Source organism: Epibacterium sp. MM17-32, from assembly GCF_022348205.1.
Classification (GTDB): Bacteria; Pseudomonadota; Alphaproteobacteria; order Rhodobacterales; family Rhodobacteraceae; genus Epibacterium.
The window spans coordinates 1-12,063 of record NZ_JAKRFC010000025.1 but is presented as its reverse complement, the minus strand read 5'-3'; the positions used below and the strand labels follow the sequence as shown (position 1 = coordinate 12,063).

Genomic DNA, 12,063 nt, shown 5'->3' with positions numbered 1-12,063 from the left:
GTGCCACAGATGAGCATTCCAGGCTTCTCACCCTTCCCGCCAATCCCTCAGCGCAGCACGCCAGAGGCGGATTTTGACGCCAAGATGTACGCGCTGTTCCAGCACTTCGCGACCACCCATCGCAATGAGCTTCTGGCCTTTATCGAGTTTTTGGAAACCAACTCCACCGTGATTGGCGCCGCGCTGAACGGCACCACCATCGGCCTCACCGACCCGGCAGCGGCGAAGTTCACCACGCTGGAGGCCGACAGCGTTGGCGGTGGCGCAGTGCAGGCCGATGGTGGTGATCTCGAGGGGGATGGCAAACTGGTGCGGATGGATGGCGCGCTTGCCGCTGCGCTCAGCCGGGGCGGCCAGTACCGAGGCGCAACCGCTGAGTATAATATCGACGATGCCGCACCGGGGGATGCCGGGCTTGTCTCCGTATCCAACCCCGGCACCTGGCCGCCTGGAAACAACGGCACATTTGCGTGGATGACGACGCAGCGCATTTACTCGGGTGAGACGGTTTTGCAGAGGGCAACCTTTGGCTACCAATCGACAGGGACCCCGGCCACGCCCGTGACCTTCGAGCGGATCCGGTCATCGGGTGGCTCTGCCTGGTCGCCCTGGTCCAAGGTCTACTCACAGGCAAGCTTGCTCGGCACCGTATCCGAAAGCGGCGGCACGCCCACCGGCGCGGTGATCGAGCGCGGCAGCAACGCCAATGGTGAATACGTCCGCTTCGCCGATGGCACCCAGATTTGCATCTCGCCCGACTTCACCAATCTGGATGTGACGGAAACGACCGGAGCGCTCTACCGCACCGCTGCGCCAATCTCCTGGACCCCGCCTGCCGGGTTTGGCGGTGCGATCTCCATGTCCGGGGCCGTTCTGTCTCAGGGCAACAGCCGGACCCATTGGGGCACCCTGCGAGTGCTCAATTCCAACAGTATCGACATCAGTGTTTTTGCGCCCACCCCGGCGACCGACCGGGCCGTGCGGGCCATGGTCATTGGCCGCTGGTTCTAAAGGAGACACCGCATGCACCTCTCATTCCACCCCATGCGCCAGGATCAGGCGCTGAGCGTCAGCCGCCAGGGCGACAGCCTGACAATCAATGGCGAGACCTTCGACTTCACCCCGCTCCAGGAGGGCGACGTGCTGCCCCGCGCGGCTGTGGCCTGCGACTGGCTGGCCTCCGATGTGACCCGCGCGGGCGGCGAGATCCGCCTGACCCTGATCCTGCCCCACGGGCCGGAGGCACCCGAGGCCACCCGCTTTCCGCAGCCCCTGAGCCTGACCGGCGACGGGCCGGTGCCGCTCCCCGCCTATCAGACCACCGACACAGAGGACCCAGCGCCATGAGCACCATCGACTTCTCCCAGGTCATCACCGCCCAGGACCGCACCGAGGCGGCACGGGTACAGGCGCTGGCCAATCTGGCAGACCTGCGCTGGAAGCGCACACTTGCGGGCGTGACCCTGCCTGGCGGCCTGCATATGCCCGGCGATGAAACCACCCGCCTCGCGCTCTCCGGTGCGGTCAGCGCGCTTGACCAGGGCATGATCGCCGCGCCGGTCGCCTGGAAAACACCGGCGGGCTTTGTCGAGCTGACACAATCGCAGATCGATGCCGCAGCGGCGGCGGTGGTCCAGCACGTTCAGGCCTGCTTTGCCGCCGAGGCCCGTGTGGCCGTGCAGATCGCAGCCAGCGCCGATCCGGCGGGCTTGGATGTTCAGGCGGCCTTTGACGCCGCATGCGCAGGATAAGGGCACAGAAGAATGGCCATGATTGAAAACAGCGATCGCGGGATCACCATGAACAAATCCCTTGCCTGGACCGTGGCCTGCGGGCTGGTCGGGGCAGGGCTCTGGGTCGGCATCCAGGTGGCCACCCTGCGCGGGGAAACCGCCGGTCTCTCCAGGACCATCAACGCCCTGCGCGCGGATCTGACCGCCTCCGAGGCCCGCCAGGTGACCCTGACCGCCCGCGTGCGCACCAATGAAACTGCGCTCGCCCGCCAGGATGAGCGCCTGTCGCTCATCCTCTCCACCCTCAACAAGATCGACAACCGGCTCGAACGCATGGAACGCGCTCCGATCCGCTGATCAACCACCCGACATTCTGAAACCACCCCGCCTCGCCAAGGTCACCTTGCGCGGGGCGTTCTCATTTGGAGGCGGCATGACCGACATTCTCACCTTTGACACCCTGGAAAAGATCACCGGCAAGATCCCGAAAGCCAGCGCGCAGGAGGCAAACGCCCGCTCGTTCCTGTTGTCGCTGAACACCTATGGCGGCGATCTCGGCCTGAACCGGCGGCACCGCCTGTCCTGTCTTCTGGGGCAGGTGCTGCTGGAAAGCGGGGCGTTTCGCTATGACCGGGAGCTGTGGGGGCCGACACCGGCGCAGCAGCGCTACGACATCCGCACCGATCTCGGAAATACGCCGGAACGTGATGGCGATGGTTACCTGTTGCGCGGGCGCGGGCCGATCCAGATCACCGGGCGCTGGAATTATCGGGCGTTCACCGCCTGGGCGCGCGGCCTCGACCATACCGCGCCGGACTTCGAGGCAGATCCGGATGCGGTGCTGACCGATCCCTGGGAGGGTCTGGTTGCGCTTTGGTACTGGACCGTGCGGGGGCTGAACACGCTGGCCGATCTTGGCGACGTGCGCGGGATCACCCGCAAGGTCAACGGCGGCTTCAACCATCTGGCAGAGCGGCAGGCCTGGACCGACCGGGCACAGCTTGTCTTTCTTGGTCACGCGCCTACGGATGCGCGCGCCTTCCAGCGTTCCGCAGGCCTGACCGTGGACGGGGTAATCGGCCCCAAGACCCGCGCCGCGCTGCATCAGGCACTGCTCACCCTGCCGCCTGTGTCCGCATCCCCGAAACCCGCGCCGCGCCCGAACTGGCTGCGGCGCGTCCTCGCCTTCTTCCGCAGCTGAGCGGTGGTCGGCATTCTTCCCCCTGAAATCGAAAGGATAGACTGATGAATGACATCTTGCAGGAATTGCTGCCGGTGGCCCTGAGTGGGCTGAGCGTGCTGTTGACGGCGCTGATCGGCAGCGCGGCCCATACCGCCAAACGGCGCTGGGGTCTCGACATTGAGGCCCGCCACCGCGACGCGCTGCACAGCGCCCTGATGAGCGGTATCCGCGCCGGTCTGGAGCGCGGCCCCAATGAGGCGGCGGAGGTCCTGATCCGCGAGGCCGTGGATCATGCCAAGGCCTCTGTCCCCGACGCAATCCTGCGCCTGGGGCCGAACGATCAAGTGTTGCAGAACCTCGCCCGCAGCAAGCTCGCCAGTGTGGTGGGCGGCCTTGTTCACTGACGAATAAGGGCTGGCGGCAATCGTCGCCAGTCCGCCCAAAAGGGATCTACTTTATTGCCGTCAGGCGTCGCGCGGCAACGGGTGACAGAGGCCAGCAGAGTGCTAGTCTTTCTTGCCTCGCAATCAAAATACATGAAGGGGGTCAGTCTATCCATGGCAGCCATCCGCTAGGCTCCTGCTTGGATACACTGCAGTCCGCAATTTCTTTTCCTGTGTCGTCGACTAGAACCCAGCAGCCCTCATCGCATTGAGATTTATTCTGCATCCCAATGGTATCCGTGCTGGAGGAGCCCAAACGAATAAATTTGGCCCTCCGAAAGGTGTTGCGCACATAGATGAGTATCTCCGTGCCATCCTTCGGCGCACTCTCCATTGAGTTTATACGAAGTGATTCTCTGATCTCGAAAATCCAATATGTCGGTTGCCGGGGCGACGGTTGTCGACCCAACTGTAGTTCAAGAATGCGAATCTCGTCAAACGAACACAAAAAAAGGATCGGAGAGACTGGTTAATCAGTTTGAGGTAGTTGTATTTTACTAGACTTTTATCGTTTCCATTTTGTTGGCAATTTCGGCGCAAGTTCGGCAATGCCCACACTTGGAGAACTGTGATGCCGACTGCCATTCACGCAAACCCAGAGTTTCGATCAAGTTTTACACAAGATCACTTCGGTGGAAACTTTCTGTTCCATAGGGACACGCTAGAGGGTGAACAGTCCTATCCGCAATTGGTTCAAGATTTGGGAGTTGAAACGGTACGTTTCCCTGGTGGGTCGGTTACCGAAGAGTACTTCGATATCTCAAACCCCAACAGCTCCTCTGGTATCAATCTGGAGACCGGTGAACCGGTGAACCTGGTCCCGCTCAGTGATTGGCTAAACACCGCAGGCGAACTGGGAATATCGACGACTGTTGTCATCCCGACAAGAACCTACCTATCTGAAACGGTGGACGAAAACGGGGATCGCCAACCAGAATTTGATCATGAAGAACTCTATAGTTTTATTAGCGACGTCGTGCGTGGCGTACACGGCAACGGTGAAATAGCAGCGTTTGAGATCGGTAACGAGTACTGGGGTGCGGGGCAAATGTCGTCGGTCGAGTACGGTCGGCTGTCGAGTGAAATGTCCTCGGTCATTGATCAAGCGTTATCAGATTCTCAGAATATGGGCTTCGACACCGGAGACATCGATATTGTCGTACAAGCAGGTACAAACTTCGATTTTGCTAGGTTGGACAGCTCCTACGACGACTTAGATACCTCAGAAGAGATTTTGAGCGCGTTGTCCCAAGAATACAGTCAAGACTTTAGCGAAGGTTTCACTTTTTCAAGTGGAGAGATCAACTGGTCAAAAGTTAACAATGCGCTCATCATGAATGAGTTCGACGATCAGGAAATCGAGCAGATCGACGGAGTTGCATCTCATGTCTATACAAGGGGTGAACTCAATCCTGAGATGCGTGACTTCTCGACTGGACTTGTCGAAAATACTTGGCTCGCGAGGAACGAAGACCTCGACTCATATGTAACTGAGTGGAATTTGAAATCCACTTCTTCTCTTGATCCCGACACCGACTATGGCTTGCGACAAGCGCATGAAATGTTGGAAATTCTGGAGCAGTTTCCTGAACATGGCGTCGACACCGCTCACGCTTGGCCGCTACTTCAAAACACCCGAAACGCACTAAGCTCTGGTTTTGAGCACGACGAGCTCACCGTCGGCGGTGAGATGTTTCGGTTAATGGAAGAGAGCTTGCCCGGAAACCGCTCCATAGATTTGGTGGGGTCGGAGAACTCAGAAACCGAGTACTCTGCCTCCACAATCGATGTGCATGCATTCGGAAACCCGGACGAGCTGGTACTGTTCCTAACATCGAAGTCTGACGAGGTTACGTCAAACGACTTCGATCTTTCGGGGATTTTAAGTGGTGGAGAGAACATATCAGTAACCTACCTTGGGGTTGAGCAGGGGGATGCTCCTGGTAGTAGGAATGCAAACGCTACCGTTGAAGAAGCGTCCTCCGAAGAAATCGAGAACGAAATATTCAATAATGGTATTCTGCACGCCGATCTCGATAGCTTGGAAGTCATGCGGGTGGTTATCTCCCAGCCTACTTGGGCCGAAGAGATGGAGGTGTACTGGGAAGCAGTAGAGATAGCGGAAGATGAAGTCGGAGAGATTGAGGGAGTCTATGACGCCGAAGCACTCATCGAATCCCTTATGCTATCTCCAGGTGATGGACCTCCTGTGGATGAACCATCACCTGAACCAGATGAAGAGTTTGATGATGACGATGGTGGCTTGGGGTTCGCAGCAATTGCTCTGGGGCTGCTTCCGTTGTTGGCCCTCGTACTTTAGGCAACTTACTAGCTGCTTGCCTAGCGCTAACCCATATCGTGTACACCCATGGTGGCCAGGTGCGACATCAGTCTATCTAGGTCTAGATTCTCTTCTTCGACTAGCTGTGTGAGCATTGTAGCTAACCACTCTTCACCAGACCAGGCTCCGAGAGGTATGGTTTCACGATTGCCAGCTTTAAAGCGCTCAGGAAGATCCCGACCATCCTCGTAGCGAGAAAGGCCAATCACTCCACACGGAGAGTAGAACTTAAACATTTCAACGGAACCTTTACGAAGCTAGGCTTGCTGATCTTGCGTGGAACCCATGTGAAGGGAAGCTTCAAGCAGAGCATGAAGTACTGACTGCCGGTCCGCTCTGGTCTTGGCATTCGAGAGGTTATATCGCTTGTCAAAGTCTGTAAGCTGCTCTGATGCATACAGAAAAGTGTAAGCTAGTACTTGTTCATAGTTCAGAATCGCCGATTTTGCAGCAGTGTCGAGTTCTGGCTCATCTGAAGTTTCGGGCTTTCGTGTGAAAAGCGTTCGCCGATCTGTCATTCCGTGAGGAGGGTGCCTACTCTTTAAGAGGCTAGGCGTTCTCGGCCCCCACCAATGAACTTTCTCAAAGAGTTTTTTTGCGGTTTCAGTAGCAATTTTTGCACACATATCAATGTCCCCAGGTGTGTAAGCGCACGTCCTAGGATTTGAGAAAGTGGTAAACAAAGTGATAACCATTGACGCGCAGAAACACGCATCGCGTGTGATATGGATGCCATCACTTAGTTCAGCATAAAACGAACCGATGACGTCGAAGGGGTGGGCCTATATTTAGGCTTCGGCATTTGCTGTCGCACCATATATGCGCGCACACCCTCTATTTGTGCTAATTTTTGAATTTTTGTAATTTTCACGATCTCGATATTTTATCGGTCACCTTTGTTGCTGATCGGGTGGATTTCAATAATTTAAATAAATTGCATTGTATCTATTTTGGAAACTTAGCTCCTCAGAAACCAGGAATGTCTACCGATAAGGGGGCCTGCAGTCTTCATCAAGCTAACGGCACAAGTTCCATTCCTTCCGGTTAGGGGTAACCAATGAACATATCGCGGAAACTTAAATTCGTGCCGGTCTTGAGCTTGGCGCTGCTGACTGCTTGCGGTAACTCTCGCTCTCACAGTCTGGATGTTGTCAACCGAGCAAGCACAACTCTCGGGTATCGTGACATATCAACGTTGTCTGCAGAGACACCCATGAACGCATATCTGACGGGTTACAGCTACTGGGACAACACGCCACGCGGTTCGGCCCAGATCGCTCGTCCGGTGATACACCGTTCAGCTGGAGGAACCGGAACTTATTCTGACCCAATCACTCTCGCTGTTGGGCACGTAAAAGAGGGAGGGCGTAGTATCATGGACTATCCAGCAGGAACTCGCTTCTATATTAAGAGATTGCGAAAGTACGCCATTGTGGAAGATCTTTGCGGCGACGGGAATCGACCACAGGACGGTCCTTGCCACTCGGGGCACCAAGGCCATGATTGGATCGACATCTACGTCGGTGGTAGAAGGATGGCTGAGTCGTCTGTCGACGCCTGCATGCGACATATTACAGGTATCCAGCCAGTTATTCTCAATCCGCAACCTGGGCACCCTGTCGAACCTGGTGAGATCGCTTCAACCGGATGTCGGAAATTCTAGGCTTCGAAGTTTCTTTTTTTAGCTCTGCAAAACGGGGCTCTGATACTCTTGGGGAGCCCGGAACAAAATTTCGGGCTCTTGGCCTGCTGTTCGCTTAGGTGTTCAGTCCCGGCAGCAGGCCAGATCCTCGCCAACAAAAAAAGAGCAATCCACCGAAGTCAAACTCGACTTTTCTCTTCAATAGTATTTGGTTTTTGTATCTGCTACTGAGTTGTTTAGATCGTTTTGCATCAAAGGGTGCTAGAACGTCATAGTAAGATATAGGTTTTTGTGATGAAATTACTTCGCAATTTCGCGCTCTTGGTCGCCCTCGGCGTTCCTTCTCTAAGCCATTCTGCGTCAGTGCTTCAGCAAAGCTCAGAAGCTTCAGGTTCAGCGTATCAGCCAGTTTTAGAACGTCTGTTCGAGCTGCCAGGGCCAACCGACCTCTCGCTGGCTGCATGCTGCAAGGTTTGTAGGAAAGGCAAAGCTTGCGGCGATAGCTGCATTAGTCGTAGCTACACTTGTAGGAAGGGACGCGGTTGCGCGTGTGATGGCTAGCGGCGCAGCCACGACATTCGCGTCTTGTACACCTGGGTGATGCTGCATGCTGCACGAAGGGTAGCTATGCGCAGATAGTGACCTTTGCAAAGTCGGCCGATCTGGCGACATGGCCAGCGATCCGTGCCGCAGGCGCGCGGGTAAGAGCCGACATTCGCTGCATTAGGATACGGCCCCTAGTATCCACCCGAGTTTGCACCGAAATCCACGGTCTCTCGCTCCATCTTGACCACTTGCCCCCGAACGATCGACCAATAAATCTCATCCAGTTCTTCACGCTCCATTCGTCCTAGCCGCTCCTCAGATGTCCCACGAATCAGCGAAATGACACCAATTTTGTTTGCCAGAGTGAAGTTATCGAAATCTGGAATATAGCTCGTCGCTTTTCGGTTGTACCTGATTTCTCGGTAAGCTTTCACGAAGCTTTTGGCGCGTTTCGTTTGATGCGCAAGGCCGTGGATGCCCATTTGCTTTGCCACGAAAGCGTCCATGCGATGAAACTGCGCCATGTCCGTTGACTGTCGAAAGAAGAAGACCCAACCCACAGAGCGGTTCTCAAAACGACAGCCAGTGATAATCAAATTGAGCTTCCAAAGAACTTGCTCAAGTGTAGCCGTGCCCCTCAACGTGCGCAAGCAGCCCACTATCGCGCGAAACATCTTCCTGTAGGAAGTATCACGGATACTAAGGCCGGTGTTTCTAACTCTGTATCCCAAATAGTCTGTCCCCGTCGCCACCGTGGAAATCAGTGTTTTCCCACCACCTTCGTTTAGCGGATGGGTTTTTAGTTGTAGCCGATCTGAGAGGTAGCCTTCGATGCACGCATGAATGCCAGCAACCTTCCCCTTATTTGCCAAGACCACAATGTCGTCTACATACCGGAAATACTCATAGTTTAGATTGCAAAAAAAATCGAAGTCTTGCAGGTAAGCCATTGACAATAAATTAGAGATACTCAATCCCTGTGGCACGCCCACCGTGCGCGCTTCCGGCTCGTCAAATCCGGTTGGTGTCGCAATCGCGTCACGAACAAGCTGTAATGCCAAATTATCTGTCACACGCTTTCTGAGCTGCTCCAGCAGTAGATCATGAACTATGCTCGGGTAAAAGTTGATGACATCCATCCGCAGCAAGCAGTCGCCGGACGCCGCACTACTCACCGCCGTGGCTAAACGTTTGATGACGTCATGCGGTGGTTTCATGCGGCAATCATCAAAGAATTGGGTCAGGTAATCGCACAAGGCGCGCAACACTAAGGCGTCTCGGAGAGTCGGGATCGCGATCTGCCTTGGGGGCTTTAAATGGTTCTTGATAATTAGTTTTTCACGATACCTCGTAAACCGGTAACTTCCTGCATGTATTTTCGCTACCGCCGTCTCAACAACATCGTCAATGTTGGATTCGAGCGACGAAGCATTCACCCCATCCAAACCAATGAACTTTGCCTCCCTAATGCGCTCCTCGAAGATACGTATTAGGTTTTCTTCGCAGAAGAAGGCCTCAAATAGCAGGCTGGTTTCATTAGATGGCATAAAATGCAGCTATTATGATCGCAGGCGAAGACACCAATGTAAGACCGAAAGTCCACGCAATAATTTCTTTAACTAAGTACTTTGCAGCTCTCAGGCAACCCATCGTTACTGGGCCTCGGGGGGTTTCCAATAATGCATGCTCGATCCATAGCTTTCGAAATATGAAGCGCTCATAGTCGAGGTCACTATGGTTTGGGTGTTTAGTTAAAACATCCTGGTAAGCGGACTTCTTGTCCTGTTCATTCATTTCTGCATCGTAGAGCCTTTGCAGTGCTAGATAGCAATCTCGGTGGTCACGGGCTAGGGCTCCAAATCCCAACCCCCAAACCACCAGGGAGGCGCAAAGAATACTTGCAGAAAGTACTATCGAAATTTCAGAAACATATGGCCCAAGGGGGGTGTTGGTTAAGTGAGACTGGAAAACGGAAAACCCAAGCAATGCGACAGAGTAGAACGTCAGTGTTATGTGTGAAAGCCTGTCGAGGCGCGTGAACTTCGCGTGAGCGTCCATGCGGATTCGGCTTGTTATCCAGATGTTTCCGAAGGGGTCTCTTTTCTTATCGCTCAAATTAGTTCTCCTAGTGTGTGTGCGAGCGTAATTCTTTCACCGTTTAGTCCCCTAAAAAGCCTTAGAGGTAGCCGAAACTGGGCCGTTGACCCGTGCTTTAAGTTTAGTCCCTGCAATGGGAACTAGCGCCGTGCGCTCCGCTCGCACACGTGACTAAGGTATCTAATATTCGCACAACTTCAACAGAAACGTCTGAGCTGCAAAATTCCACCTAAGGTTAGAAGTTGTATATGCATCAAAATGGCCCGTCAGGCTGACTTTGAACACACTTCAACCCAAACTGAACAACTAGCGCTTCCTGCGCATTTCGCTGACGCTGATGCGGGGCGACGCGGAGGTTAGGTTAGCAGGCTTGTAGGTCCGCTTTCAGGAACATCCTTTGCTGTTGCAGCAGAGGCTTCACGGCACCTGCCACTAATGACGAGTTTGGGCTGACTGATGTCGTCTGGCGTCGGGCACGAGGTGCGGTATCTCATTAACCCGGTGCCGCGCCGCCGCAAGTCAGCAGTGAGCCCATCGACCCAGATTCTGCGGTGGGCATCAAAGTCGGCTATGCTTTCTCATACATGGCTGATAAATTGATGCTCGCATGAGAAGGATATCTCAATGCCCACCAGCGCCGCCGACGCTATCGTCGACCTCTACCATGAAAATGCCCGAGCTTGGATAGAACAGCGTGGGCAGACGCTATTCGAACAACCTTGGCTGGATAGGTTTCTTTATATCACGCTGGCAGGTGGGCAAAAAATTCTGGACCTTGGTTGTGGTTCAGGTCAACCGATAGCAAAATATCTCATCACTAAGGGATGTAGGGTCACCGGCGTTGATGGAGCTAAGTCACTCATCAAGATCGCGCGGGAAAGTTTTCCCGAACACAAATGGATCATGGCAGATATGCGCGATCTCCCACCGCTGGGCAAATTTCATGGCTTAATAGCATGGCACAGTTTCTTTCACCTCAGGCCTGAAGAGCAGCGACCAATGTTCGAGACCTTCAGCCGCCTCTGTCATCCGGGTGCAGCTTTAATGTTCACCAGCGGCACTACGCATGGTGAAGCAATCGGGACCTTTGAAGGCCAACCACTCTACCATGGGAGCTTGGACAGCTCCGAGTATCACAGCCTATTGCAAGCGAACGGCTTTGTTGTGGTTGGGCATGTCAAAGAGGATCCTACATGCGGTGGGTCGACGATCTGGCTGGCTCGGAAGAAGTCGAACATCGTTTGAAGTCGGCGTTTCTGAATTGACAGGAAAAAATTGGTGAGGTCTCGAATCTCGATCAGCTCCAGCTAAGGAGGAAGTTTTATTTGGTTGTCAGTAGGTTAAAGTGTCTATCCGGAAGATACTTTTCTTGGCTGTCTCAGTCCATTCGGGGCTTCTTGTACGTCTTCCTTGTCGTGGCAATTTTTATCATTGTGGCGAGCGCATGTATCGCGTCGGTGGGATTGATCATTGAGTATCTCACCTGATCCACATGTCCAGCAAAGGAAAAGGAGAGGTAATGGGCGCAGAGAAAATCAAGGTTGAGAGGCTGGAGAATGGGCAGGTCAGCGTTCGCAAGGGAACTTGGTCCGATGTCTTTCCCGAAGAACGTAGAGAGCAATGGGCGGCATGGTATGAACTGATGCATGCTGAATATCGCTACATCGGATACCTCGATATGGCGACAGCTCTGCGGGACCTTCCGCCCTTGGCACCGCAGACACGATAGTTGAAGCTTGATGTGCTTTTAACTCGGTCTATCAGGCAGTCTGTGCCAGACTAGCGCTGAGAGCAGATGCCCGTCTCTCTCGAAGCATGTTGGGAAATGGACACTCTCACAACGCTTGATAAGCCCCGCATTCGTGCGGGGCTTTTTCGTTTTCGGCTGCATAGTGTGCGCGAGGTCCTACGAAGTGTCTCTTGGTTCGCTGAACCTGGTTGAACCGGAAACGTTTTGAAAGACCGCGTTTCAAAGTCTAATGAAAAGAGTGCCTTGGGCCAAAAATCAGTACCTTGGCCTCAAGGTTCTTTGTTCACATCGAAGATGTCAGGAGTTCAAATCTCTTATCACCCACCAT

11 protein-coding genes are annotated in these 12,063 nt (G+C 54.3%); 9 read left to right on the top strand and 2 right to left on the bottom strand.

Annotated elements, in window-relative coordinates:
* The first annotated feature begins 9 nt into the window (after positions 1-9).
* The 7 genes from MHM88_RS22285 (at position 10) to MHM88_RS22255 (ending at position 5,679) form a co-directional block, all read left to right on the top strand.
* On the top strand, positions 10-1,011 hold the full coding sequence (locus tag MHM88_RS22285; RefSeq protein WP_239369121.1) for a hypothetical protein: 1,002 nt from the start codon (positions 10-12) through the stop codon (positions 1,009-1,011).
* A 12-nt stretch (positions 1,012-1,023) separates the two neighbouring features.
* Positions 1,024-1,347, top strand: coding sequence for a hypothetical protein (locus tag MHM88_RS22280; protein ID WP_239369119.1), 324 nt, complete (start codon positions 1,024-1,026; stop codon positions 1,345-1,347).
* Positions 1,344-1,751, top strand: coding sequence for a DUF4376 domain-containing protein (locus MHM88_RS22275; RefSeq protein ID WP_239369117.1), 408 nt, complete (start codon positions 1,344-1,346; stop codon positions 1,749-1,751). The genes MHM88_RS22280 and MHM88_RS22275 overlap by 4 nt, the downstream gene beginning before the upstream one ends.
* Positions 1,752-1,763: 12 nt before the next feature.
* Positions 1,764-2,090, top strand: coding sequence for a hypothetical protein (locus tag MHM88_RS22270; RefSeq protein ID WP_239369115.1), 327 nt, complete (start codon positions 1,764-1,766; stop codon positions 2,088-2,090).
* A gap of 76 nt (positions 2,091-2,166) precedes the next feature.
* Positions 2,167-2,934, top strand: coding sequence for a peptidoglycan-binding protein (locus tag MHM88_RS22265; RefSeq protein ID WP_239369113.1), 768 nt, complete (start codon positions 2,167-2,169; stop codon positions 2,932-2,934).
* Positions 2,935-2,978: 44 nt separating this feature from the next.
* Positions 2,979-3,320, top strand: a complete 342-nt coding sequence (locus MHM88_RS22260) for a hypothetical protein (RefSeq protein ID WP_239369111.1) — start codon at positions 2,979-2,981, stop codon at positions 3,318-3,320.
* A gap of 610 nt (positions 3,321-3,930) precedes the next feature.
* Positions 3,931-5,679 (top strand): type I secretion protein, encoded by a 1,749-nt coding sequence (locus MHM88_RS22255; RefSeq protein WP_239369109.1) that lies wholly within the window; start codon positions 3,931-3,933, stop codon positions 5,677-5,679.
* Between the two features lie 2,400 nt (positions 5,680-8,079).
* Here the strand turns inward: MHM88_RS22255 and MHM88_RS22250 are convergent.
* Positions 8,080-9,435: an RNA-directed DNA polymerase gene (locus tag MHM88_RS22250; protein ID WP_239369108.1), complete on the bottom strand. Its 1,356-nt coding sequence runs from the start codon at positions 9,433-9,435 to the stop codon at positions 8,080-8,082.
* Positions 9,425-10,003 (bottom strand): SLATT domain-containing protein, encoded by a 579-nt coding sequence (locus MHM88_RS22245; RefSeq protein ID WP_239369107.1) that lies wholly within the window; start codon positions 10,001-10,003, stop codon positions 9,425-9,427. The genes MHM88_RS22250 and MHM88_RS22245 overlap by 11 nt, the downstream gene beginning before the upstream one ends.
* 606 nt (positions 10,004-10,609) lie before the next feature.
* Here MHM88_RS22245 and MHM88_RS22240 point away from each other — a divergent pair.
* Positions 10,610-11,230, top strand: coding sequence for a class I SAM-dependent methyltransferase (locus MHM88_RS22240; RefSeq protein ID WP_239369106.1), 621 nt, complete (start codon positions 10,610-10,612; stop codon positions 11,228-11,230).
* A gap of 274 nt (positions 11,231-11,504) precedes the next feature.
* Positions 11,505-11,714 carry a hypothetical protein gene (locus MHM88_RS22235; RefSeq protein ID WP_239369105.1) on the top strand — a complete coding sequence of 70 codons (210 nt, stop codon included), beginning with the start codon at positions 11,505-11,507 and terminating at the stop codon, positions 11,712-11,714.
* Positions 11,715-12,063: the final 349 nt, after the last annotated feature.

Excerpts from the sequence above, each read along its gene's own strand:
- MHM88_RS22285 (WP_239369121.1), top strand. The coding sequence starts at position 10 with ATGAGCATTCCAGGCTTCTCACCCTTCCCGCCAATCCCTCAGCGCAGC.
- MHM88_RS22280 (WP_239369119.1), top strand. The coding sequence starts at position 1,024 with ATGCACCTCTCATTCCACCCCATGCGCCAGGATCAGGCGCTGAGCGTC.
- MHM88_RS22275 (WP_239369117.1), top strand. The coding sequence starts at position 1,344 with ATGAGCACCATCGACTTCTCCCAGGTCATCACCGCCCAGGACCGCACC.
- MHM88_RS22270 (WP_239369115.1), top strand. The coding sequence starts at position 1,764 with ATGGCCATGATTGAAAACAGCGATCGCGGGATCACCATGAACAAATCC.
- MHM88_RS22265 (WP_239369113.1), top strand. The coding sequence starts at position 2,167 with ATGACCGACATTCTCACCTTTGACACCCTGGAAAAGATCACCGGCAAG.
- MHM88_RS22260 (WP_239369111.1), top strand. The coding sequence starts at position 2,979 with ATGAATGACATCTTGCAGGAATTGCTGCCGGTGGCCCTGAGTGGGCTG.
- MHM88_RS22255 (WP_239369109.1), top strand. The coding sequence starts at position 3,931 with ATGCCGACTGCCATTCACGCAAACCCAGAGTTTCGATCAAGTTTTACA.
- MHM88_RS22250 (WP_239369108.1), bottom strand. The coding sequence starts at position 9,435 with ATGCCATCTAATGAAACCAGCCTGCTATTTGAGGCCTTCTTCTGCGAA.
- MHM88_RS22240 (WP_239369106.1), top strand. The coding sequence starts at position 10,610 with ATGCCCACCAGCGCCGCCGACGCTATCGTCGACCTCTACCATGAAAAT.
- MHM88_RS22235 (WP_239369105.1), top strand. The coding sequence starts at position 11,505 with ATGGGCGCAGAGAAAATCAAGGTTGAGAGGCTGGAGAATGGGCAGGTC.